Annotated in this window: 20 protein-coding genes, 3 tRNA genes and 1 pseudogene; 20 read left to right on the forward strand and 4 right to left on the reverse strand. The window is 52.7% G+C overall.

Annotated features, from left to right (window positions below; genetic code table 11):
* The first annotated feature begins 171 nt into the window (after nucleotides 1-171).
* The 6 genes from AC0YOB_RS31765 (at nucleotide 172) to AC0YOB_RS31790 (ending at nucleotide 8,260) form a co-directional block, all read left to right on the forward strand.
* Nucleotides 172-2,472: a helix-turn-helix domain-containing protein gene (locus AC0YOB_RS31765; RefSeq protein ID WP_475796194.1), complete on the forward strand. Its 2,301-nt coding sequence runs from the start codon at nucleotides 172-174 to the stop codon at nucleotides 2,470-2,472.
* Between the two features lie 885 nt (nucleotides 2,473-3,357).
* The gene (locus AC0YOB_RS31770; RefSeq protein ID WP_379114651.1) at nucleotides 3,358-4,326 is read left to right on the forward strand and encodes an ABC transporter permease; all 969 of its coding nucleotides are present in this window, start codon (nucleotides 3,358-3,360) and stop codon (nucleotides 4,324-4,326) included.
* 19 nt (nucleotides 4,327-4,345) lie between these two features.
* The gene (locus tag AC0YOB_RS31775; protein WP_475796195.1) at nucleotides 4,346-5,242 is read left to right on the forward strand and encodes a carbohydrate ABC transporter permease; all 897 of its coding nucleotides are present in this window, start codon (nucleotides 4,346-4,348) and stop codon (nucleotides 5,240-5,242) included.
* Between the two features lie 85 nt (nucleotides 5,243-5,327).
* Complete coding sequence (locus tag AC0YOB_RS31780) at nucleotides 5,328-7,022, forward strand: extracellular solute-binding protein (RefSeq protein WP_475796196.1); 1,695 nt, start codon at nucleotides 5,328-5,330, stop codon at nucleotides 7,020-7,022.
* Nucleotides 7,023-7,142: 120 nt separating this feature from the next.
* On the forward strand, nucleotides 7,143-7,430 hold the full coding sequence (locus AC0YOB_RS31785) for a hypothetical protein (RefSeq protein WP_210044705.1): 288 nt from the start codon (nucleotides 7,143-7,145) through the stop codon (nucleotides 7,428-7,430).
* Entirely contained in the window at nucleotides 7,427-8,260 is an 834-nt protein-coding gene (locus tag AC0YOB_RS31790; RefSeq protein WP_475796197.1) for a phytanoyl-CoA dioxygenase family protein, read from the forward strand. Before AC0YOB_RS31785 ends, AC0YOB_RS31790 begins: the two co-directional genes overlap by 4 nt.
* A 99-nt stretch (nucleotides 8,261-8,359) precedes the next feature.
* Here the strand turns inward: AC0YOB_RS31790 and AC0YOB_RS31795 are convergent, their stop codons facing one another.
* Nucleotides 8,360-8,932 carry an SLOG family protein gene (locus tag AC0YOB_RS31795; protein ID WP_475796198.1) on the reverse strand — a complete coding sequence of 191 codons (573 nt, stop codon included), beginning with the start codon at nucleotides 8,930-8,932 and terminating at the stop codon, nucleotides 8,360-8,362.
* A 205-nt stretch (nucleotides 8,933-9,137) separates the two neighbouring features.
* Between AC0YOB_RS31795 and AC0YOB_RS31800 the strand changes: the two genes are divergently transcribed.
* Nucleotides 9,138-9,575, forward strand: coding sequence for a hypothetical protein (locus tag AC0YOB_RS31800; protein ID WP_475796199.1), 438 nt, complete (start codon nucleotides 9,138-9,140; stop codon nucleotides 9,573-9,575).
* Nucleotides 9,576-9,650: 75 nt separating this feature from the next.
* Here AC0YOB_RS31800 and AC0YOB_RS31805 read toward each other — a convergent pair whose 3' ends face one another.
* The gene (locus AC0YOB_RS31805; protein WP_475796200.1) at nucleotides 9,651-9,911 is read right to left on the reverse strand and encodes a YqkE family protein; all 261 of its coding nucleotides are present in this window, start codon (nucleotides 9,909-9,911) and stop codon (nucleotides 9,651-9,653) included.
* A gap of 162 nt (nucleotides 9,912-10,073) precedes the next feature.
* Between AC0YOB_RS31805 and AC0YOB_RS31810 the strand changes: the two genes are divergently transcribed.
* The 6 genes and pseudogenes from AC0YOB_RS31810 to AC0YOB_RS31835 all read left to right on the forward strand — a co-directional run bounded on the left by AC0YOB_RS31810 (nucleotide 10,074) and on the right by AC0YOB_RS31835 (nucleotide 12,474).
* A complete protein-coding gene (locus AC0YOB_RS31810) occupies nucleotides 10,074-11,252 on the forward strand; it encodes a DUF4272 domain-containing protein (protein ID WP_475796201.1) in 1,179 nt (392 codons plus the stop codon).
* A 301-nt stretch (nucleotides 11,253-11,553) separates the two neighbouring features.
* A pseudogene (locus AC0YOB_RS31815) lies at nucleotides 11,554-11,691 on the forward strand (YiaA/YiaB family inner membrane protein); the annotation flags it as partial.
* 84 nt (nucleotides 11,692-11,775) lie between these two features.
* On the forward strand, nucleotides 11,776-11,967 hold the full coding sequence (locus AC0YOB_RS31820) for a YiaA/YiaB family inner membrane protein (protein ID WP_475796256.1): 192 nt from the start codon (nucleotides 11,776-11,778) through the stop codon (nucleotides 11,965-11,967).
* A 207-nt stretch (nucleotides 11,968-12,174) separates the two neighbouring features.
* A tRNA-Thr gene (locus AC0YOB_RS31825) sits at nucleotides 12,175-12,250 on the forward strand.
* A gap of 64 nt (nucleotides 12,251-12,314) precedes the next feature.
* Nucleotides 12,315-12,391, forward strand: a tRNA-Arg gene (locus AC0YOB_RS31830).
* 6 nt (nucleotides 12,392-12,397) lie between these two features.
* Nucleotides 12,398-12,474: transfer RNA gene (locus AC0YOB_RS31835), tRNA-Pro, on the forward strand.
* A gap of 59 nt (nucleotides 12,475-12,533) precedes the next feature.
* On the opposite strand, the gene AC0YOB_RS31840 is transcribed toward AC0YOB_RS31835, so the two are convergent.
* Both AC0YOB_RS31840 and AC0YOB_RS31845 read right to left on the reverse strand, forming a co-directional pair.
* On the reverse strand, nucleotides 12,534-13,988 hold the full coding sequence (locus tag AC0YOB_RS31840) for a 4-hydroxyphenylacetate 3-hydroxylase family protein (protein WP_475796202.1): 1,455 nt from the start codon (nucleotides 13,986-13,988) through the stop codon (nucleotides 12,534-12,536).
* Complete coding sequence (locus AC0YOB_RS31845) at nucleotides 13,985-14,443, reverse strand: RrF2 family transcriptional regulator (RefSeq protein WP_475796203.1); 459 nt, start codon at nucleotides 14,441-14,443, stop codon at nucleotides 13,985-13,987. Before AC0YOB_RS31845 ends, AC0YOB_RS31840 begins: the two co-directional genes overlap by 4 nt.
* Nucleotides 14,444-14,760: 317 nt before the next feature.
* Between AC0YOB_RS31845 and AC0YOB_RS31850 the strand changes: the two genes are divergently transcribed.
* The 7 genes from AC0YOB_RS31850 (at nucleotide 14,761) to AC0YOB_RS31880 (ending at nucleotide 23,862) form a co-directional block, all read left to right on the forward strand.
* Nucleotides 14,761-15,270, forward strand: coding sequence for a CYTH domain-containing protein (locus AC0YOB_RS31850; protein ID WP_475796204.1), 510 nt, complete (start codon nucleotides 14,761-14,763; stop codon nucleotides 15,268-15,270).
* 258 nt (nucleotides 15,271-15,528) lie between these two features.
* Entirely contained in the window at nucleotides 15,529-17,103 is a 1,575-nt protein-coding gene (locus AC0YOB_RS31855) for a response regulator (RefSeq protein WP_475796257.1), read from the forward strand.
* Nucleotides 17,100-18,920 carry a cache domain-containing sensor histidine kinase gene (locus AC0YOB_RS31860; RefSeq protein WP_475796205.1) on the forward strand — a complete coding sequence of 607 codons (1,821 nt, stop codon included), beginning with the start codon at nucleotides 17,100-17,102 and terminating at the stop codon, nucleotides 18,918-18,920. The genes AC0YOB_RS31855 and AC0YOB_RS31860 overlap by 4 nt, the downstream gene beginning before the upstream one ends.
* A 101-nt stretch (nucleotides 18,921-19,021) precedes the next feature.
* Nucleotides 19,022-19,948, forward strand: coding sequence for a carbohydrate ABC transporter permease (locus AC0YOB_RS31865; RefSeq protein ID WP_475796206.1), 927 nt, complete (start codon nucleotides 19,022-19,024; stop codon nucleotides 19,946-19,948).
* 10 nt (nucleotides 19,949-19,958) lie between these two features.
* The gene (locus tag AC0YOB_RS31870; RefSeq protein WP_210044684.1) at nucleotides 19,959-20,771 is read left to right on the forward strand and encodes a carbohydrate ABC transporter permease; all 813 of its coding nucleotides are present in this window, start codon (nucleotides 19,959-19,961) and stop codon (nucleotides 20,769-20,771) included.
* A gap of 95 nt (nucleotides 20,772-20,866) precedes the next feature.
* Entirely contained in the window at nucleotides 20,867-22,342 is a 1,476-nt protein-coding gene (locus AC0YOB_RS31875; protein ID WP_475796207.1) for an ABC transporter substrate-binding protein, read from the forward strand.
* 29 nt (nucleotides 22,343-22,371) lie between these two features.
* Complete coding sequence (locus tag AC0YOB_RS31880) at nucleotides 22,372-23,862, forward strand: sulfatase family protein (RefSeq protein ID WP_475796208.1); 1,491 nt, start codon at nucleotides 22,372-22,374, stop codon at nucleotides 23,860-23,862.
* Nucleotides 23,863-23,917 lie beyond the last annotated feature (55 nt).

The raw sequence follows: 23,917 nt of genomic DNA on the forward strand, positions 1-23,917 counted from the left end.
CAGTCGATGCCTGAATTTCAGCTGCAGGAGCATGATGCGGCGCTGCGTGGCGGGGTTAAGCCGCATTTGCCTAGCTCCGCAACCTGTTGTAAAGTAAATTTATAACCTCGCGGGGAAGACCCACCATTGACCATGAAAATGGAATCGCTTTCAAAAATAAGGGGCGGCTAAATGATGAAAACCAGGTTTTCCAAAACGTTCAGAAGATTTCTGTTATCCTATCTCATCATTCTGATCATTCCGAATATAGCGGGATATATCACGTATCGGACTTCTATTGACGCCGCTGAGAAGAATTCAATTGACACGAGCCTGCTGCTGCTCAAGCAAAGCAAGGATATTTTGGAGAGACGGATGGCTGAGGTGCAGAATTTCACCAGACAGCTGGCCATTAACCAGGATATCGCGCTGATCATGAATGAAAATGTAAAGAAGGACTCTTATAATATTTATGGGTTATGGAAGACCTGGCGGGATGTATCCTATTACGACAAGACCAATGATTTTCTGCAAAACTATTATATTTATCTGAACAATTATGACGTTGTGCTGACCCCCGCAACCATCTATTACCGTCCGCTTCATTATTATGAGCAAAACTATTACAGCGGTCTCTCGTTCGATGAATGGAAGAAGACGATCATTCAGACGAGCCATCAGGATACGATTCTGCCTCTGCGCTCGTATATCCGCAACAAGACGGAATCCTTCGTCATGACCTATATTCAGTCCCTCCCGCTGAACAGCTTCACCAAACCGAGCGGAACGGTAGTTGTGGTCATCGATGAGTCCAAGATCAGCAGCATGCTGATGAGCTTCTCCAGCCAATACGGGGGTTGGGCGTATATAACGGACAAGGATGGGAAGCCGCTCGCTTCCGCGGGAATCGACAATGAGCAGATTGACCAGTTGGGGCTAAAGACAACGCCCGAGGAGATGGAGACCCAGGAATTCATCGATGATACGCTGCGGATAACCGTCCGCTCGGAGAGCAACGGCTGGGTCTATGTTGCCGGCATTCCGCGAAAGGCTCTGATGGAGCAGGCCGACAAGATTCAGCATATTACGTGGACGGTTACGGTTGTCGCGCTTGTGATTGGTCTATTGATCTGTCTGCTCCTGGCTTACCGCAACAGCACGCCTATCAACCGGCTCGTCCGCATTGTGCGGGAGCAAATCGGTCAAGACTCGTATGTCGCTTACAATGATTATGATTTCCTGCACGGCAATATTTCGAGTCTGATAAGCGACAACCGGCTGCTGGAAACGGAATTGAACCGGCAGATTCCGCTTGTGCGGGATGCCTTCATGAAGCGGATTCTCCGGGGAGAGTTCCATTCGCTGCACGAAATCCGGGCCGCCTCTTCACAGTCGGGCACGGAATTTCAAGGCGATTACGGTTATGTCGGCATGATCCGGATTAACGGCTACAGCGGCATGAATACGGAAGAGATTCTTAATGAGCTGCAGGCCGCACGTCTCCTGATTACACAAACCATGCGTACGATTGATGCCGCAGCAGCCATAACCGATATGGATTCCGACAAAATCGCGGTGATCAGCACATTTGCCTCGGAGCCGGGCACGGAACAGCGGAAGGATTACGAGAAGAAGATCGCCGGGCTCAGAGCGACTCTGGAAACGGAATACCGCATATCCATCTCGGTATCCGTAGGCTCCTCCTTCCACAGCCTATCCGATATCAGCCGATCGTTCGAGGAGGCAAGACGGGCGATGGATTACGGGGCCGCCGCAAGCAGTGACGGAAGTATTACCTGGTATCACGAGACCTGGAAGGAAACCACAACCTATTATTATCCGATTGATCAGGAAATGCGTCTCTTGAGCGCCTTGAAGGTAGGGGAAACCCTGGAAGCCAAGCGGATCGTGGATCAGATCTTCGTACAGAACTTCGCCGAGCGCGGCTTGTCCGCGGAAATGTCGCAGCAGCTCATCGGGGAGATCAAAGGGACGATACTGAAGCTGATCGATCAGAAGGTGATTCAGGATCCGGATGAATCCGAGCACCTGAAGAACCGGACTGTTCAGATCATGCTGTCGGAAGGCGTCGAGCAGGTACGCAGCGAGCTGGAAGAAATTATTGAACAAATCTGCGAGCTCATCGTAAGGAAGAAGACCGAGAAAGAAAATGAAACGGTGGACAAAATAAGAAAATCCGTTGAAGCAAGGTACGGAGACGCAAATCTGTCTCTATACCAGATCGCCGACTCGGTTGGCAGGCCGGAGAAATATATTTCCCAGCTCTATAAAGAGCAGACCGGTGAGCCTATCTCGGATTATTTGGAGAAAATCCGGATCAAGCATGCTTCCGGCCTGCTGTTTGACTCCAATTTGACAATTGATGAGATTGCTGTTCAGGTTGGCTATAACAGCTCTCACTCCTTTCGCAGGGCGTTCAAGCGCGTCCTGGGCGTTTCCCCCAGTCTATACCGCAAATCCACAAATGAATAACCATTCCCCATCGTGAGCCCGACCCCATCAGGTCGGGTTTTTTTCTTAAACGGTTAAGAATGAACCCACTGCATTGATGATCGTTCGGCAGGTAAAACCGTGCTGCGGCGCGGATCCGGAACCAGCCAGGCCTAAACGGCTGCCCCAGCAAGGGAAAACCTGCCTGCATGTCCCCCTGCCCCGGTTGAAGGCCCCGCAAGCAGGTAAAACCGTGCTGCGGCGCTGGTCCGGAGGCAGCCAGGCCTAAACGGCTGCCCCAGCAAGGAAAAACCTGCCTGCATGTCCCCCTGCCCCGGTTGAAGGCCCCGCAAGCAGGTAAAACCGTGCTGCGGCGCGGATCCGGAACCCAGCCAGGCCTAAACGGGCTGCCCCAGCAAGGAAAAACCTGCCTGCATGTCCCCCTGCCCCGGTTGAAGGCCCCGCAAGCAGGAAAAACCGTGCTGCGGCGCCGCAAGATTGACTTATTGCCAATGCCCGCCTGCAAAGCTTTCGAATGGTTTATATGCCTGCTTCCCGATTGGATGAAGCCTCAAGCCTCATCCGGTTAACAGTGGGTATTCCGGTTCCTCGCGTATGGTCTTGCCTATGACCCCATTCATCGGCATGCGGTCCGTCACAAATCTGGTCATGTGCCACCATGGCAGGCTGCAGCCGCATCTTTCAGCAATACGTACACTGGAAAAATCAGGGTACAGCATGCTGCTGTACCCCGATTTCTCAACTGTACCTTTACGCAGGTGCTTGCTAACCCGTAATATTTGCGTAAAGAAAGCGCTACCATTTCGAATGGGATTGCAGCGGGTTGCAGCATGCCTTCCAGCTGCCCGCCTTTCTCTATGAAAAACGGTATGCACGATAACGAAAAAGACGATGAGGAGGGAATCCATGGAAACGGTTAGGGCTGTGCAGCCTGGAAAAAAAACGACCGCCTTAAGAGGGGCAAAGCTTCGTGCTGACGCCAGAAGAAGCTTTAGAAGACATTGGCAGTTTTACCTGCTCATTATCCCCCCTGTACTTTTTTTCATCATATTCAAGTACGTCCCCATGCTTAATGCGGTCATTGCTTTCAAGGATTACAGCATTGTTAAAGGGATCTGGGGAAGTCCATGGGCGGGGTTCAAGCATTTCAGGCTGTTTTTTGACAATCCGGTCTTCTGGGTGCTGATACGAAACACGCTGATTATAAGCCTCTATCATCTGGTTGTCGCCTTCCCGATACCCATTCTGCTGGCGCTGGGGCTTAATGAAATTCGCAGCGGCTTCTTCAAGCGCGCCGTGCAGCTGGTAACGTATGCGCCTTATTTTATTTCTACCGTCGTGATGGTCTCTATCATTATGCTTCTGACATCCCCGCGGCTTGGCATTCTCAATATACTCATGCAGAACATGGGAATGGAGCCGGTGAACTTTCTGGGTGACCCCGGGATTTTCCGGTCGGTGTATGTGTGGTCGGATGTATGGCAAACGGCCGGTTATTCCGCAGTCATCTATATGGCGGCGCTTGCGGGTGTGGACCCTGCGCTCTACGAGGCTGCCCGGGTTGACGGCGCGTCCAGAATGCAGAAAATCCTTCATATTGACATTCCGGGGCTGCTGCCGGCGGCTGTCATTATCCTGATCCTGTCCGTCGGCAATATTATGGCGATCGGCTTCGAGAAAATTTATTTGCTGCAGAATCCGCTCAACACCAGCACATCCGAAATCATAGCCACCTATGTGTACAAAATCGGGCTGCTCAATGCCAACTTCAGCTTCGCTACCGCAGTCGGATTATTCAACTCCGTCATCAATCTTATACTGCTTGTGCTGGTCAACGCACTGGCACGCCGTATATCCAATAATAGTCTCTGGTAAGAGAGAGGAGTATCCAAAGATGCAAACCAGCCGAGTCCGCATCCGGGAATCTCTAGGGGACCGGATCTTTCTGACAATCGTCTATATCCTGCTGATAGCCGTACTGCTCGTTGTATTGTACCCGCTTATTTATATCTTCAGCTCATCGCTCAGCAGTCCGAATGCCGTATCGTCCGGCCGCGTATGGCTGTTCCCGATTGACTTTTCCCTGGTCGGCTACAAGGCGGTTCTGGAGAACTCCCAGGTGCTTACGGGCTATGGGAATTCCCTGTTCTATGTCATCGCGGGGACGCTCATAAGCGTGTCGTTGACGGTTGTTCTGGCATATCCGCTGTCGCGCAGATCGTTCTTCGGGCGCAATGCGTTGATGATTTTCATTGTATTCACCATGCTTTTCTCCGGCGGTTTGATCCCGATGTATCTGGTGGTCAAGCAGCTTGGCATGATCGATACCCGATGGGCGCTGCTTATTCCCCAGGCCATCTGGGTGTGGCAGGTCATTATAACCCGGACGTTCTTCCAATCCTCCATCCCGGACGAGCTGGTGGAAGCGAGCGAGATGGATGGCTGCAGCGATCTGAGATTTATGCGGAGTATTGTCATCCCGCTGTCGAAGCCCATCATTGCGGTGCTGGTGCTGATGTATGCCGTGGGTCAATGGAATGCTTACTTCGACGCCCTGATCTATTTGAAGTCGCAAGCGCTTCATCCGCTGCAGCTGGTGCTGCGCAACATTCTGATCCTCAATACCGCTACCGGCAATATGGAGGCTTCGGAAATGCTCAAACGCCAGCAAATGGCGGATTTGATGAAATATTCCCTGATTGTCGTCGCCAGCCTGCCCGTGCTCATCATCTATCCGTTCGTTCAGCGCTACTTTGTGCAGGGCATGCTGATCGGCTCCGTTAAGGGCTGACGAATCAGGCGAATGGCCTTGAGAGGGGGAGTTTGTATGTAAGTGTAAAGGGGGACTTATGATTACACAAACGGGAGGGATTAGAGTGAAAAAGAAGATGGCTTTGATCGTGTCACTCATGCTTGTCTGTACGCTGGTGCTGGCTGCTTGCTCCAAGGAAAACGGCGGTGGCGCCGCCAATAACGGAAATGGCGCCAATGCAGGCGGTACGGCTGCGGAAGGCAATGCAAATGCCGGCAGCGGCGATGCGGCGGGGGCTCCGGTTAAGATTTCGATTTTCGCCCAACAAAACCCCGAAACGGATTTCACAACCAATTCCTTCACCAAAGAAGCGGAAAAGCAGTTCAACATCCAGTTTGAATGGCAGACCATTCCGTATGATGGCGCAGCTGAGAAAAGACAAATCTCGCTTGCCAGCGGCGACTATCCCGACCTGTACATGCTGATCCCGTGGGTAGACCGCTTCTCGCAGACGGACCTGCTTCGTTTCGCCCAGCAGGGCGTCGTTCTCCCGCTCAACGATCTGATTGACAAATATGCCCCGAATATCAAAGCGGCTATGGATAAATATCCGTTCTACAAGGCGATGAATACCGCGCCGGACGGCAATATTTACGGGCTTTCCCAGCTGATCGAATGCTACCACTGTTCCTTCCCGAACAAAATGTGGCTGAATACCAAATGGCTCGATAAGCTTGGCCTTGAGATGCCGACGACCTCCGAAGAGTTCAAAGCCGTGCTGAAAGCATTCAAAACGCAGGATCCCAATGGCAACGGCAAGGCGGATGAAGTGCCGCTTAGCGGCGCCAACGGAGAGTCCGGTGAGCATATTATTCCTTACTTTATGAACGGCTTCATCTATGACGACGACAGAACCTATCTGCTGCTGGACAACGACAAAGTGGATATTGCGGCCAACAAGCCCGAGTGGAAGGAAGGCCTTGCTTTCGTCAAGTCGATGTATGACGAGGGTCTGATCGATCCGGGAGCCTTTACGCAGAATGGCGAAGCCTACAAGAAAATCGGCGACAATGCGGAGATTCAAATCCTTGGCGCCGGTGAGGCGATGCATCCGGGCATCTTCGTGACCACGGGCAACGATGCCCCTTACGGAGCGGATTACGATCCGGTGGCACCGCTGCAGGGACCCAAGGCTTCTTTTGCCACTTACAACTATCCAAGCGATCCCGGCGCCACCTTCGTGCTGACGAACAAGGCAAGCGAAGAAGCCCAGATCGCGGCGATTAAATTAGTCGATTATATGATGACGCCGGAAGGGAATCTTCGTGCCAACTTTGGCGAGGAAGGGGTGGATTGGAGAAAGCCTGCCGAGGGCGAGAAAGCCATTAACGAAGCGGTTGCTCCTTACTTCACCACCATTCCGCTCAAGAAGGATGAGAAGCCGCATAACACCAGCTGGGGTGCAATGGCGCAATATTACAATCCGAAGGAGTACAGGGACAGCTGGGTAGCGGCCGATGATATCTATTCCTCCGAAGGCTATGAGCGCAGATTGCAGCAGGCGACAGAACTCTATGACGGCAAGCAGCCGGAGAACCTGTTCCCGCATTGGGCAATCTGGATCGATCCGGCGACAGCCGATGAAGTGGCGATGATGAAGACGAATATCAAGGACTATATCGATCAGAACGCTCTGCAATTCGTCACGGGAGCCAAGGATCTCGACAAGGATTGGGATGCTTACGTCAAAGGCTTGGACAACTTGAACCTGAAGCGCTACCTCGAGCTTATGCAGACCGCTTATGAAGGCACGAAATAAGGATACAACCAGAAGTTCAGGCATATGATCGTTACAAGATCATTTTTTGCATAATTGCAACTTGAATAAGGCGGCAGTCCCCATGCCTGGGGATTGCCCATAGAGGAGGATATACGCATTATGGCCAATGAAAGACAGCAGTTGTTGATTCTTCATCTTGCTATGCCCGATCTGGATTCCCATACGGTGGCCTGGGCGTTATACGACGGCGCGCTGCCTGCCGGCCAGCTGCAGATGAATACGGGGGATCAGAATGAGCCTCCCTATAAATCGGTCATCGATGCCATGAGAAACGGCTGGTTTGTCATTCAGTTGGCTCCTGCTCCCACTTATCTAAGGGGAGCGGAGCATGAGAGCGGTCATCTGCCCTATGAATATGTGCTTGAGAGGAGAGTTGCAGTATCATGAACATCATTGGAAGCGAGCTGAAGTCTGAGCAGAAGCCGCAGCCCGTGGGCATAGAGCATCTGCTGACAGCCAGGCAAATGGCCTCCTTCGTCACCGACGGTTATTTGCATATTGAGAACCTTGTGCCGGATGAGCTGAACAGGCTGGTGGATGAGGAGCAGCGCAGCGGACGCGTCAAGCAGCGGGGATATTGGCAGAATTCCCAGTACATGCAGCAGGTATTCAATCTGCCGCAGGTGAAGGGGATTATCCAAAGCCTGGTCGGCCATTATCCGGTTTATGACCATTCCGCCCTGCACATCGTGCAGCCGAAGCATCTCAAGGCGCAGGAATGGCATGCCGATTCGATCATCAATACGCGCAAGTACGGCTTTGACATTCAGGCATTCTACTTTGCCCATGATGCGCCTGATGAGATGGGACCGACCCTGGTGCTGCCGGGTTCGCATCTGCGCCGGGTCAACACCTCCAGCATCGGACGGTACAAGAACATCGTCGGACAGAAGCGGATGGTATCCAAGGCAGGCACCATGTTCTTCGTTCACGAAGGAATCTGGCACTGCGCCCAGCCGAACCACACGGACGACACGCGTTATGTGTTCAAGCTGCGGCTGCGCCCCGGCCAGGAGCAGCGTGGGCTGTTCAATACGGAGGGCTACCGGGACGAGGAAGTATCCAACATCATTTATAGAGGGTATGAGATCTGGCAGGGCAACGAAGGGCGTCTCGATCATGTGGCGCGGGCGAAGCTGTGGCGCTATGTTACGGGTGACGACACCATTGATGTCTCATTCGAGGGAGCGCTGTCGAGGATGAACATCCCGCTTTGACGTAAAAAAAGAAACTTGCTCCGCCGCTTCAGGGCGGCAGGGCAGGTTTCTTTTTTTGCTTCCGGGCTGTCCTCCCGGCAGGTCAATCGCTGACCCGGCTCAAGCCATTCCATTATAAGAAGAGTCCTCGTAGCTCTCTTCATTGGCGATATCCTGGATTTCCTCCGAGCTGACGTTGATATAGCGGTAGCCCTCCGCCTGCTGCTTCTTCAGCGCCCGTTCCTTGTAGAAGCGGGGGCTTCCTTCGCCGGCATCCTCGTCATAGACCAGCAGGATGCCGTCTGTTTTGCGGAATAACAGATCGTCTCTGGCGGCGAACTGCCAGGTGCCGCTGTACGGTTGATTGCTGACGCTGGCGTAATGATCCACACCTTTAAGGATTTCATTGTAATATTCCTTCTTGGCGTCGTTCCATTTCTCCTCGGGATTCTGAAAGGCCGCGATAATGGATAATTTCAGCTGCGGATAGGTATGCTTCAATGCAATCACGACCTCGCAGGCCCACAAGTCCACACCGTACTGGCCGGGTGTAATGACCCATTCCAGCCCTTCTTCAACAAGAGGGAAGAGGCGCCGGGTCAGGGCTTTTTGGATATAGGGAATGCCCACATGCTTTTGGTTGAAAATATTCAGTTCATGCGCGCGGTAGCCGGTCACCAGAAGATTCTTCAACGCTTAACGCCCCTTCGGTTTATTAGACCTATTATAATAAACGTTCGGGGTGCAAACAAATCCTGCCTTCGAATAGCATGCAGCCGGTCGTACCCCTCTTTAAACATTTAGTAAAATATGTCGAAAACAGGAATATTCTATGATAATATAAATGAATTAAAGTCAAGAAATAGAGAGAATAATAGCGGTTATAGGGGGATTGCGAGTGGAGAACAACAGAATCATACTGCCTCTGGCAGGCGCATTGCTGGCTGCCGTCATCGGAGGGGTGCTGTGGGCGGTTATCGTGGTGCTCACGGACTATGAAATCGGCCTTGTCGCATGGGCTATCGGAGGCTTGGCCGGGTATTGGGTAACCTTGTTCGCAAGCAGACAGGCGAATCGGGGACATCAGGTAATTGCGGTTATCGGCAGCTTGGCCGGGATTTTGCTAGGCAAATATTTTATGTTCGGCTACATGATCAATGGCGGCGTGATCGGAATGTTCGATAATGAGGTGATTTCCTTATTCAGTGAACATTTCGCTGAGTTCTTCGGCGGGATGGATATTGTTTTTGTCTTGCTTGCGGTGCTCACGGCATGGCAGCTGCCGGCCAGAATGTCCAATCGTCCGGCTCCAACGGGACAGCCCTTCGGCGCGTAATGTTCGGCAGCCATCGGATTGCATTCGTCCTGAACGGTCATAAGCAGAGAGCGGTGGAGGACAGGCCTCCATCGCTTATTTGTGCTTCCGCCAGTCCATGCTGCTGTTCTTCAGCAGATGTCCAAAATCATTCTCCAGCCGTTTCTTCTCGGCATTGGCCGCTTCCTCCGCCCGGAGCCGCTGCTCTTCCTGCGCCTTGGCCTCATCGGCCTTCAAGGCATCGCTTTGCGCTTTTAATTGCTCCAGAACATCAGGGCGCAGCAGGTCCTTCAGCGTTGCCGGTTTATCCTGGGGCTCCGCCTTGGGGGTCGGCTTTGTTTTATTTTTCTTCGCCACTTGGCTCCACCTCTTTTTTTCATTCTATCCTACCAGATAACCGTCAGCGGAACCAGCAGCAGATGCCTTGGCAGCAATATTGCAAAAATTTAACTTTAAGGAATCGTAAAAAGCAAATATAATTGTGATCACCCCCCACACAACAAAAGAAGGTGATCATTTGTGAAAAATTGTGCCATATACAGTACTCAGTTTAATGTGGATCAGGTTGCCGGCATCATTGAGAGTCTATATCCAAAGGCGTCTATACAAATGAATGTGGACAAGACGGAAATCAAGGTTTTGCATAAAACATGGCTCAGTAAAACTGAAAATACGTTTACGGTACTGACCAGCCGGGCCGACCCGGAAGCATTCACGGTAATGATCGATGAAATCGGATATTTCTTCAGCAGGATCAGAGCCGGGAATGAAACGCTTCATAAGAAGCTGCTGCTCCAGATCTCATCGCTTAATATGGTCATTGGCGTCAAAGCCGAGAAGAAGATAGCGGAGCCGTTCTACTCGGAGCTCCTCCACATCACGCAGCAGTTAAACGGCATGATCCTGATGGATGACCGCAGACTGTTGAATGAAAAGGGAGAACTCATTATGGATATCGACGGCCGCTCCCAAATCGAGGACATGCCTGTAACCGCTCACACCAGCTATCTGCACAACGACCTTAACGTTAGGGATTTCGCGCTGCAGCGCAAGGAACGATCCGAAAGGCTGCTCACGCAAAAGGGCATACCGTTCAATAGAAGCCTGCCGGTCATTGCGTCTGAAGACGCTGTCATGCTCCGCAGCAAAGAAGAATCCGCCAAACGTGCGATCGCACTGTGCATTGTCGCCTTGAAGGGCGAGTGCTGCGGTACTGATTATACGCCTGAGGAGACACGCTCGCTGATCAACCAGGTGATGAATCAGTTTAATGCTTCATCCTGCTTCTCCCCCCGGGAGAGCCTGTTCATCGGGAAGGAGCATCCGGATCAAACGGAGATTGTGCAGTTCGCCTGGTGCTATGAAGGATTTTGGGTCATGCTGTGGGCTCTTGGGTATGTGGATCAGTTGGATACGCCTACCGGCATATGTGATGTAGAGGCTGCCGTGTCGATTTTGCACCGATACGATAACTATGACGCTTTTCTGGCAGATGCAAGGATGCGGCTGAAAAGCGAGATTCTGGATGCCGCCGATCTTATCTACAGGATTGACTGGGCATGCGTGGACGCCCGGCTCCATAACAAACCGCTCCCGGCCGGTCTGGACAGCAGCGTCGTCTATGAGAGGCACCGCGCCTTGAACTGGCTCACGGCCTATATGGATCAGGAGTGGGACGAGGTTGCAACCCATACCTGATTGTCCAACAGCCTGGCTTCATCCGGATCCGTCCGGAAGTGGCCGGGCTTTTTCTTTGTGCTGCCTTGAAACTGATGGGGTGATGACTTGAAGCATACGATGGGGATTAAGAGCAGGTACTATAAAAAGATGGTACTTATGCAATCCTGGTATTCCTTATAAGATAAGGACATCAAGAATAACGAGCCAACAAACGGGAGGGCTTCACATGGAGACCATGCAGCAGCAGCCGCAAGCACAGACACAATCACGTAAAACGATGAATTTTTACCGCAGACGCAATACACCTACGTATACCTTCATGGCATGGTCGGCATTCCTGCTGGCATGCGGCTTCGAATTCGTCGGGATCTATACCTTGAAGCAACCGCTGTCGGTACAAGGCTATTATGCGGTCACCGGATTTCTGATCATCATCACCTCGTTTCTTCTCCAGAAGGTTGCCAGAGATAACGATGAGGATAAATTTCTGAAGGATCAATCGCCAAACTACAGAAGCCGCAACACCTCCGCTTTTACTTTTATGGCCTGGGCCGGTTTCTTAATCGCCATCCTGGCTGAGTATATCGGGCTGTATACGCTGGAAGAACCCTTCCATGTGAAAGGCTACTATGCCATCGGCGGCGCCTTCCTGATCGTTGCCTGCCTGGTGCTGCAAAAAACAATCCGCGACAATGAAGAGGATCATATGTTTTTGAAAAGCGAGGACGAATAGAGAATGATATCATGAAGGGTTATAGAAAAGTCTTCGTGATGAAGCGGAAATAAGAACAGAAATGCCAAAGAAGCAGCCGGGGATTTCCCGCTGCTTCTGAAGGTAACTACATGTCCAAATTTTTTTTCGGAAGAGGGCTTGTCAAAATAGCTGGGGACATGTTATATTCTTGTTCTAGGCCCTAAATATTCACTCCTTAATAACTGTGCCGTTGTAGCTCAATTGGTAGAGCAACTGACTTGTAATCAGTAGGTTGGGGGTTCAAGTCCTCTCGACGGCACCATGATTGTATTTGAAGCAAGAAGAGGGTTATGGGCACAGTGCCCATTGTCCGCACCAATCAGGTTGCGCCCTTAGCTCAGCTGGATAGAGCGTTTGACTTCGAATCAAAAGGCCGGGAGTTCGAATCTCTCAGGGCGCGCCATCATAACGGGATGTAGCTCAGCTTGGTAGAGCACCTGGTTTGGGACCAGGGGGTCGCATGTTCAAATCGTGTCATCCCGACCATAATGCAATAACCAAAATTCCTTGTATCTGCAAGGTTTTTTTTTTTGTCTTCAGAACCTCTACACGGATGGCTGCGCCCTAAGCTTGTCCGTTCGATCCAGGAAGGCGGAGACCTTCGCATATAACCCCGTTTTATCGAAATTCACATATTGATTGGCAAAATTCCGCGTGGGATCTCCAGCGTAGAAGCGCTCATACAGCTCATGGCGGGCGCCCAGCTGGCTGCCGATCAAATCCCAGGCAAGCTTGAACAGCCGTACCCGCTGATCTGCATTGACCGTTGTGCCGTTCAGATACTTCCGGATCAGGTGGGCAATCGGGCTCTCGAGATCCGCACAGCTGGATGGGACCTGGATGAAGCCGCCCGCGCCGATTGTTTTCAGAATTTCAATGGCCCGGGGATAATAGCGGGTGCCCAGGTTTCTCGCTGTTTCAATGTAGCTGAACTTGGGAATCAGATTCCCGAAGTCATCCAGCCTGGCTTCCACCTCGGAGGCGATGATCAGCGCTTTGATGGATTCGATCTGCGAGACAAGCTCGCCCAGCTTCTCCTGTACATTAATATAGCCATCCACGCCAATTTCGCGGGCAATGAAGAACGTGATGCCTGCGACAAATTCCAGCTTGGTCTGCAAGCGGACAATCGATTGGTGATAGGCGAGGCTGTTCGAAGCCTGGTTCGTCCTTATTTTCCACAACGCTTCCGGATTGTCATACAGGAGAACCCTTTCCCATGGGACAAGGACATCGTCGAAGAACAGGATCGCATCCATCTCCTCGAACCGGGAGCCCAGCGGGTGATCCTCATTGGGATGATTCTCGGCAAAGGATTCCCGGCATAAGATATGCAGCCCGGCCGAGCTTGCCGGAACAATCAGCATGTTGGCGCATTCCGGATGCGACTGCGGGATTTTCTGGACAGGGTAGACGATAAAGTCGTTGGCGTATGGCCCGGCTGTCGCGATCATTTTGGCTCCGCGGATGATTACGCCCTCCGAGGTTTTCCTGATAATGCGCAGAATGGCGTCGGGATCCTCGCCGAGCGCTTTCGACCGGTCGGTCTGCGGCTCCCGCTGGACAGCGGTAAGAAACAGATCTCTGGCTTTGGCTTCCGTATAATAGGCTGCGATCTTCTCATCGAACTGCTTGTCGAAGATGGTGTAGCTCTGACGTGTCGCATACCAGCCGGTCAAGCGGGAGCGGGCATAATCCGACAGGCGGCTCATGACTCCGAACGTGCTTTCCGACCAGATCCGGGCGGCGGCGGACCTTTTGTCCAGATCCTCTTTATTATGGGGCACCAGAAAAGCATGATGTACATAGCTGTCCGTCGACGAATCGTAATGGGCGAGCTGCTCCCGGGTATCGGGATGATCCGCCATATCGAACAGCTCACGAATGGTGGCAAGCGTCCCCCGGAATGCGGGATGGCTGCCCACCTCGATCCGTTCACCATTCATCCAGACGTTCCGGTTATCGTTCAGGCTGTTCAGAAAAGCTGAGCCTCTGGTCATGGTAAAGCCACATCCCCGCTTATAGAATGAAAGCTGTCTGGTTTCTTCAGATTGCCTGTAATCAGATCCTCCAGAGTCGTTTGCTCCAGAACGAAAGCGATGACCTCGCGAATCAGCACCCACAATGGCTTCAGCATGCAGCTCCCTTCGAGCTCGCAGGGCTCATAGGCCGTAACACTTGCGCAGCCCATCGGCGCCAGGGGCCCTTCCAGCTTGCGGATCACATCCCCGACGACAATATCTCTGGGGTGAAGGGCCAGCTGATAGCCGCCCTGATGGCCTCTTTTGCTTTCCACATAACCCAAACCTTTGATTTGCAGCAAAATCTTCTCCAGATAGTTCTCCGTTACGAGCGTTTTTTGTGAAAGCTCGCTGATCGCATACAGATGGGGATAGCTTTGGCCTAATACAATCAACGCCCGCAGCGCGTATTCCCCTCTTGAGGAAATTTTCATCATTTCTCTCCTTTTTCAATTATGACTGGTTCAGTCGGGTTTAAAGCAGACTGAATTAGTCTGCATTGAGCCGTCATAGGAATGATAAGGGAGAGAGGGATTTACTGTCAACGATATGAGAGAGTTTTAACGTTAGCAGGACGGCGTCACCTCGTCGGCCAATTGGAGGGGCGCATCACAGGTAAAATCGCACCGCAAATGAAGGACAAGCAGGAACGGGTGCTTGCAATAAAGCTTTTGATAATTTTAGAAACCGGGAATGATTGTGATATGATGGTCTTGAAAAGGACCCTTACATATAGAGGAGAATCGATCCTATGGCTTTGGAAATTGAGCGAAAGTTTCTGCTTCATGAGTATCCGCAAGCTCTTATCAAGAGCGGGGAGCTTGCCGTACGATCCCGCAGGCGGATCGAGCAGACCTATCTGGCGATTGAGGACACGCAGGAGCTGAGGGTCAGAAGAATTACCGATCTGGTCACCGGTGACGTCGAATATACGCAAACGTTCAAGCGGGGGCATGGAATCAGCCGCGAGGAGATTGAATATTCCATATCGGAGGGCCTGTATGAGCAGCTCACCCAAGCCTTTCTGGCGGTTCCGCTAACGAAAGAGCGGACAACCGCCGACTGGGGATCGAATGTTATCGAAATCGACGAGTATGATCAGCTGGAGCTGCTGGTGGTAGAAGTCGAATTCGACTCCATCGAAGAAGCGCTGCAGTTTGAGGCCCCGGATTGGTTCGGCGAAGATATCAGCCAGAGCAAACGCTACAGCAATAAAACCGTGTGGCGGGAGCTGCAGCAGCAGGCTGCACTGAATAATTAAGCGCATATTGGCATAAAGAAGCCCTGTTATGGATTCCTCATCCATAACAGGGCTTCTTGCTGTCCATGCATTATCGCATCCACCAATACGGGGACCAATATTTCGGCCACCTACTATGATAAGGACGCGGGAACGGTCGCCTTTTCTATGAGCTTGCTCCAGGAATCTACCGCTTGGCGTTCAATCTATTTCGTGATTATTTCCTCATATTGACTATAATAGGAAATACAACGGCCGGAGGTGAACCCCTTGTTTAAAGTGATGATCGCGGACGACGAGTCCTGGATCCGCAAAGGTTTAAAAGCCATGATCGAGTGGGAGCGCTTGAATCTGGAATGCGACAGCGAGGCGGTCGACGGACTGGAGGCGCTTCAAATAGCAGAGGAGCGCATGCCCGATATTCTGATTACGGACATCCGGATGCCGGGGATCGACGGGCTGCGCCTGGCGGAGAAAATGCTCAGAATCGCTCCCCGCCTCAAGGTGATTATCGTAAGCGGCTATAGCGATTTCCAATATGCCAAACGAGCCATCCAGCTGGATGCGATTGATTATATTCTGAAGCCGATCAACCCTGCAGAGCTTAACAAAACGATCGAGAAGGCAGCCGGGAAGCTGAGCTTAGAAATGCAGGAGAATACGGCAAGCGGCCATTTGGCGGTCGTCCTCGAGAGACTTGCAGGGGATATATGCCGCTGCGGCGACCTGCCCTCTGCCCGGAAGTTCTGCGAAGCGCTGAAGCTGCAGGGCATTGAGCCGGGCGAAGCGGCGGCGCTGTTGATCCATTATGACGAGGATCAATATGACATACAGGCGATAACGGGGCTGTTAGAGCGGGCCGCAGCTGCTTGGGGCACGGCTGGCCGGCGTCTTATTATATGGGAACGGAGTCCACTGCGGCTGAGCGCAGTCGTTCTTGGCGAGAATGGGACGGCTGTCCACAAGTATGCCAAAAACATCTGGTGGGCGCTCAAAAAGCAAAACGTCTCCGGCATTTGGGGCGCTCTCGGCGATCATGTCCCGGCCTCGGATATGCAGCTGATCAGCCGCTCCTATCAAGAGGCGCTTAGCGTGTCGGAGAGGCATGCTTTCAGCAAGGCGGAGGATATTATCCCGTATTCGCGGGAGGAGGAGGAGCAGCTCTCCTACAAATATCCGCTGCATCTTCAGAAGAAGCTGAACGAGGCTTTGATCCGGGACGACCCGGACGCTTATGAGGGCATTATCGCCGACATCGAAGGGTACTACCTGCATACAGAAGGGGCTTCCCTGAAGCATGCGCGCAGTTTTTTCCTGTCCGTTGTGTCAGATGCCGTCAAGCTTATGCTGACCAAGCCTTCATTCGATGAGAATATCGTCAAGGCCGGCTTCGACTTCTGCCTGGGCATAGACAGCTATGAAGATCTGCCCGGTATGACCGGATGGCTCAGAGGCTTCCTGGGGAAAATCAGCGATTTCATGGCCGGCTCCTCCCAGGGCGATGTCCACCGGAGCGTCCTGCTTGCAGCCGAGTACATCCGGGAGCATTTTGCGGAAGAGATCAGCCTGAATTCCGTGTCCACCCGATTCCATGTAACCTCCAGTTATTTCAGCAGCATGTTCAAAGAAATTATCGGGGAGAACTTCATCGAGTACCTGACCCGCGCCAGGATGGAGAAAGCGAAGGAATATTTGACAGATTCCGGAATGAAGATCGCTGAGGTCGGTGAGAGAGTCGGTTATGCGGACAGCCGTTATTTCAGCAGGCTGTTCAGGAAGCACACGGGGCAGATGCCGTCTGAGTACCGGCAGAGCCCTCCGGCTTCACCGGCAGACGGACAGCGGGAAGCATGATACGGCTGCCCGCGTTCCGCAAGAGCATCCAGACCAAGATGCTGCTCAGCTTTATGACGGTCAGCCTCATTCCTCTTGCGCTGCTGGGCTGGTTCTCATACAGCTGGTATGCTGATCTGGTGGAGAACCGGACAGCGGAATATAACGCCAAATTGATGCAGACGGTCACGGCGGATATGGACCAGCTGCTTATTCAGATCGAGCAGTACTCGTATACGGCCTATCAGGATAACTTCCAGGAGCTCTGGAAAGCAAGCCGGACCGCAGATAATTTTGGCAGGATCCGCAATCAGCTGGAGATGAATGCCCTGTTTCTGAGGCAGGAGGAATTTTATAATTTTCGCGGAATCATTCAATCGGTCACGCTGCTGAATGAACAGGGCTACGTATTCTATCAGAACAAGGAAACGGTAGATCCCACCTATCCTTTCGGCAATGAGCCATGGTTCTTGGAAATGCGTGGCGGGCGCAGCAGCGATAAGCTGATCGGTCCGTATTTAACGCAGGCATGGCTGCCCGAGAGTCTTGTCCCGGAGGAGAAGGACGTCGAGGACTTTCATTTGACCTATATAAGAAAGGTTTCGGATCTGCAAAGGCCGCAGGAGGCTCTCGGGTACATCATGCTCCACTTCAGCTTGAAGGAAGTGCAAAAATTTCTTGAGCCGCTTATGCTCGACTCCTCAGGCTCCATGATCATCGCGGACGGGGAGGGCAAAATCGTTTACGATACCGACTCCCGGCAGATCGGACGTCCGATATCCGCCGCGCTTAGCGTTTCGGATGACAATAAGGAGGGTTATATGGTCGTGCCGGAGAACGGCAAGAAATATCTGGTTACCGCTTCCTCGCTCAAAATGGTCGATTGGAACGTCTACTGCAAGAATGACCTCGCCATTCTGCTGTCGGACAGCCGCAGGATGCGCGATATTACGCTGCTGTTCGTGCTGGCAAGCTTCGGCCTGGCTGTAGTCGTCTCGCAGTTTCTGTCCGTCGGCCTGGTCACGCCCATTAAGCGCCTGAAGAACGCCATGCTGAAAGTAAGCCAGGGATATCTGAGCGTACAGACAAGCAGGCTGTCCCAAGACGAGATCGGGGAGCTTGGACGGTACTTCAACGAGATGATCAGCCGGATCAAATATTTGATCGAGCAGGTGTACCAGGCGGAGCTGCATGAGCGGGAAGCGAAGCTGAACGCGCTGCAGGCGCAGATCAATCCTCATTTTCTGTACAATACGCTGGAGACCATCAACAGTATTGCCGCCGTAGAAGGCGTGCCCAAGGTGAGCGAAATCGCCAGGGCTTTGTCGGATATGTTCCGCTACAGCACGAAGGCCGGGGGAATTAAGGTTGACGTGGCTGAAGAGATCAGGCACATAAGGAATTATCTGGATATTGTGTCGATCCGTTTTGAGGATAAACTTTCATTCCGGCTGGATATTCCCGAGCAGCTGCTTGCCTATAAAATGATCAAGCTGGTATTTCAGCCGATCATGGAGAATGCCGTATTTCACGGCATCGAAGTGAAGCGGGGCAAGGGCGAGCTGATCATCGGGGCGCGCAAAGAAGGGGAGGATCTCGTCTTCTCCATACGGGACGACGGGGTAGGCATGACAACCGGACAGCTAGCCGCTCTGAACAAACGTCTGGCTGACCATTCCAGTCTGGACCAGTCCGACCACGCTTCCGGCAAAGTAGGAATCAAGAATGTGCATGACCGGATCCGGTTTTATTACGGGGACCATTACGGAATTACGCTCAGCAGCGTAGAGGGAAGCGGAACGGAGGTCATCGTCCGCATCCCCGCAGTTTCAGAGTAAAAAATTACACCCAAGCGCATAAATCTGTCGCATTGCCCGGGAATCCCGGCCCCTTCTATAATAAACTCAGAAGAGTTTGGATATAGAAGGGACTGGCACCCATGAATGAATTCGCTTACAGCAAGCCTCGCGGGAAAGGGTTATTCCACCGGATATGGAAACACAGAACCGCTTATATCTTCCTCATACCCGCTTTACTGCTGCTTTCCTCGATTAAGTATTATCCCTTCTTCACAGCCATATTTGAATCCCTGTTCGAATGGAACGGAGTTAATATCAATAAATTCATCGGCTTCGGGAACTATGCCGAACTGCTCAGGGACGAGAAAATAAGGGTCGCCTTCGCGAATGTATTCAAAATTTCGATCGCCACCATCCTGGTTAATCTGACGATTCCGATGATCGTCGCCCTGATCGTGTTTCGCGTGAAGCACGCCGCCCTGCAGAATTTTCTCAAAATCGGCTTCATCGTGCCGCTTGTCGTTCCGATGATGGTGCTCGTCCTGCTGTGGAGGTGGATGTATTCCGGCGATTTCGGCATGATCAACCAGCTGCTGGATACCGTGGGACTCGAAAGCCTGAAGCATTCCTGGCTGGGAGATCCCTCAACCGCGCTCTGGGCCATCGTATTTGTAGGGTTCCCCTGGGTTGCGGGGCTGCCTTTCCTTCTTTACCTGGCAGGCTTGCAGGGGATATCGGAGGATCTGTTCGAGGTCGCCAGGATCGAGGGGGCAAGCCCGATCCGGAGGTTCTTCTCCATCGAGCTTCCGCTCATGGCCAGTCAAATCCGGCTTGTGCTCATGTATTCGCTCATTCAGGCCTTCCAGGTATTCGAAGCTCCTTACATCCTGACGAATGGGGGGCCGGGGATCTCCACCATCACGCCATCCCTGCATATCTATGACCAGGCCTTCAACTACGGCCGGTTCGGCTATGCTTCGAGCATAGGGGTGCTGCTGTTCGCGGTGCTGCTTATTCTGACCTTCGTCATTCAGAAGCTTATCAAAAATACAGAAAAAATCGATTAGAGGGTGCAGCATGAAAAAAGGAAGCTTGGGAATCAACCTGACCGCCGTTGCCATTCTCGTTCTGTCTTTATATCCGTTCTTCGTGATGCTGGTCTCGGCATTCAAGCATCAGATGCAAATTTACGAAAATCCCTGGTTTTTCTCGATGCCGCTGCATATGGATAATTTCTCGAGCGCGTTTGAGCAAATATCGCGTCCGATCGTCAACTCGGTCATCATCACGCTCATCGGCATCGTCGTTACGCTGACCGCGTCATCGACGGCTGCCTATGCATTTGCCAAATTTTCATTCCCGTTCAAAAATTTCTTCTATACCTTCATCGTGATGCTGCTGATGATTCCGGGCTTCGTTATCCTGGTTCCGCAGTTTATCAATATCAAGAATCTGGGCATGTACAACACGCTGATCGGCCAGGCGCTTCCGCCGGCGGCGAGCTATACGGCGATGGGGGTCCTGCTGATGCGCACCTTCTTCGAGGGGCTATCCAAAAGCCTGTACGAGGCTGCCGAAATGGAAGGAGCCAGGGATGTCCGGATATTCACGCAAATCGTCATCCCGCTCTCCAAGCCCATTCTCGCAACCGTTGCCATTATGTCGGGTCTGCAGATCTGGAACAACTTTGTATGGTCCCTGGTTGTGACCTCGGGCGACAGCGTCAAGCCGGTTATTCTGGCGATTACCACGATAGCGGGCGGCGTGAATCAAGGCGACGGAGTGAAGCTTGCCGGCTATATCATCGCATCGCTGCCGCTCCTGATCCTGTTCTTCGCGGCCACGAAGCCGTTCGTGTCCGGTCTTACCCAGGGAGCCGTGAAAGGTTAGCCAAATAACCCTGCCCGAGAGGTCAACCTCCGGGAAAGGCTTATATATAATCACCATCCAAATTGAATCATGATCATCAGGAGGGGTATTGCAGGATGCATAAAAAATTAAAGTCGGGTCTTCTGGCGCTGAGCCTCATCATCGCGCTAACCGCATTATCGGCATGCGGAGGGAACAATGCCAACGTGAATTCATCTGAAGCTTCGACAGCCGGTGAAGCTGCGAACACGGGCGGCGAAGCAACCAAAATCACCGTGGCCTATTGGGGCGCCGAATTCGCCACCGCGCAGAAGGTCGAAGAGACGTACAAAGAAATATTCGACGAATACAAAGCGAAAACGGGCACAGAAGTGGAATTCACCTTCATTCCGGACAACAACTACAGAACGTGGATGGTCACGCAGCAGGCTGCCAACAGCATGCCAGAGGTGGTCCTGACCCGGATGGCATGGGTTTGGGAAGATTTTGCCAAGCAGCAGGTTCTGGATCTGACGCCTTATATGGACAAGGAATCGCCGTACAACCCGGGGAAGCCATGGAAAGAAACGTTCCTCCCGTCCTTTTACAAAGACAGCATCAACCCGGCCAACGGGATCATCAACTCCGCTCCGGCGTTTACTGCCATGATCCGGATCCTGTATAACAAGGAACTGTTCGAGCAGGCGGGAATTGCCAAAGCTCCGGAAACCTGGACAGAATTCATTGACGCATGCAAAAAGCTCCAGGAAGCGGGCATTACTCCGATGGCCATGTCGGGACAATCCAACAGCCATATGAGCTGGTTCTTAACCTCGATATTCGGTCAGCTTGATGAGCAGCTCCGCAAAAAAATGGACACGGACGGAGACAACCAGGTTATCAAAAACGAACTGGCGCGCGCTACGGACGAAGGCTTGGTCGACTATACGAAATATCCGTTCAAGGACGGACTTGAGCTGTTCAAGGATTTCTCGCAGTACTGGAATACGGATTTTAACGGCATCGACGAGAAAACGGCTCAGCAGCTTTGGCTGACAGGCAAAGCCGCTATGCTTCCGCTGAATTCCGCCGATCTGTCGCTTGTGGAAGATATGGAAGGCCGGAATTTCGAATACGGCGGCATGCCGATTCCGGTCATCACGAAGGAGCAGTTCCCGGAAGCGATGGGCAAATCCGTTATGCTGGGCGGAGCCGCGAACGAGTCGTGGGCAATCTCCAGCAGCGCCAAGGACGAGAAGCTGGACGCAGCCGCAGACCTGATCATGTACCTGACATCGCCGGAAATTCAGGGCAAGCTTGGAGAAGCCTTGAGCTACCTGCCGACAATCAACAATGCCAATCTGCCTGAGAAGCTGCAGGGCTTCGTGATGCAGAATGAAGACATCCGCAGGGCGAATTACACCGGGCCTGCCACAATCAAGGAATTTTCCGACTTCCTGGTGAAGTCCCTGCAGCTTTATCTGGGCGGTTCGGTAGACGTTGCCAAGCTGACGACGGAACTGAATATGGAATGGAAAAAAGGCATGGATAACGCGAAGACGACAAATGATTGGACGAAAGAGAACGATTACGGCATGAAAAAGGCCGAATAGCGCAGGAGCGCAAGGCGGGAGCGGATCTAATGAAACAACCCAATATTCTGCTGATCATGTGCGATCAGCTGCGTGCGGATGCCATCGGCGCGCTCGGGGACGGCATTGTAAAGACCCCTAATATGGACCGGCTGGTTGCGCGCGGACTAACCTACGACAAAGCCTATTCCACCTGTCCGGTCTGTGTGCCCGCACGGTATACGATCCAGACGGGAAGGGAGCCTTACCATACCGGGTATTACGATAACGGCGGTCTGCATCTTTCGGACCGCCAGCCCCGGGGCCCCGAGGAGCGCTGCGGAGATTACTTGCCGCGGACGATGAAAGCCATGGGCTACAGGACGTTTGGTGTCGGCAAGTTTCATACGGATCCATGGAATGAAGATCTGGGTTATGAGGTTCAGCTGCGAACCGAAGAGCTGATGGACACCGAGGAGCAGCTGCAGGGAGACGACTACGCCAGATTTATCGCCGAGCAGCATCCGGAGTACAGTCATATCGAGCAGCTGCACGGCGAAAGGACCGAAATGTATTACATGCCCCAGACCAGTCCGCTTCCGGCGGAGCTGACTGTGGAGGCATGGGTCGCGGACCGGGCGGTCGAGCTATTGCAGGCGGAAGCGGACGAACGGCCCTATTTCGGGTACGTTTCGTTCATCGGCCCGCATCCGCCGCTCGCTCCTCCCGTACCGTTCAATCGCATGTACAATCCCGACGCGATGCCAAGTCCTATCCGCGGGGATCTGGAGACGGATTTCATGGACGAGCAGCTCAGCTGGATGAATCATCTTATCTGGGCGGAGAATATCGACGATCCCCGCGCCCGGGCGCTGAAGGCGCGTTATTACGGGGAGATTACCTACATTGATCAATGTCTGGGCAGGATCCTCGATGCCGTAGAGAGCAGGCCCGATGCGGATGATACGCTTATTTGCTTTTACAGCGACCATGGCGACCATATGGGCGACCATCATGCCTGGCAGAAGGAAAGCTTCTTCGAAGCGTCGGCCCGCGTGCCGTTCATGGTCAGTTGGCCGGCGCGGCTGCCGAAGGGGGAACGAAGAGATGAGCTCGTCTGCCTTACGGATTTGTTCTCCATCGTCACGCATGCAGGCGGGGACCTTCAGACGAGGGACGGAGTCGATGTGCTGGGAAGCGTAACTGGCAAGGCGGCTCCCCGGGAATTGCTGTTCGGCTGGTACGGCAAGCCGGGAACCCCGAACTTTAAAGTCATGGTCAGGAATCAGGATTATAAGTACATCTACATGTCGAACGGCGGGCGGGAGCAGTTGTTCCATCTCACGGAAGACCGCAACGAGCTAAACCAGCTGGCGGATCTGTATCCTGAGATAACGGCAAGGCTCAGACTGGCGGCTGTCGATGAAATAAGCAGGCATGAACCGCTTGCCGGGGCGCTCACGTTCGGCGGCTTAAGGAGCTTCCCCTTTAAGGAGAGGCCCCTTGCGAGAATCAGGCAGTTTAATCAGGCAATAGGCGTGAAAGATTTTACGGTCAATTAAGGCAAAAGCAGGCAGCAAAAGGCGTCCACCAAGTCGGATTATGGCTTGGCGGACG

This window comes from Paenibacillus sp. JT31N17 (assembly GCF_056269255.1).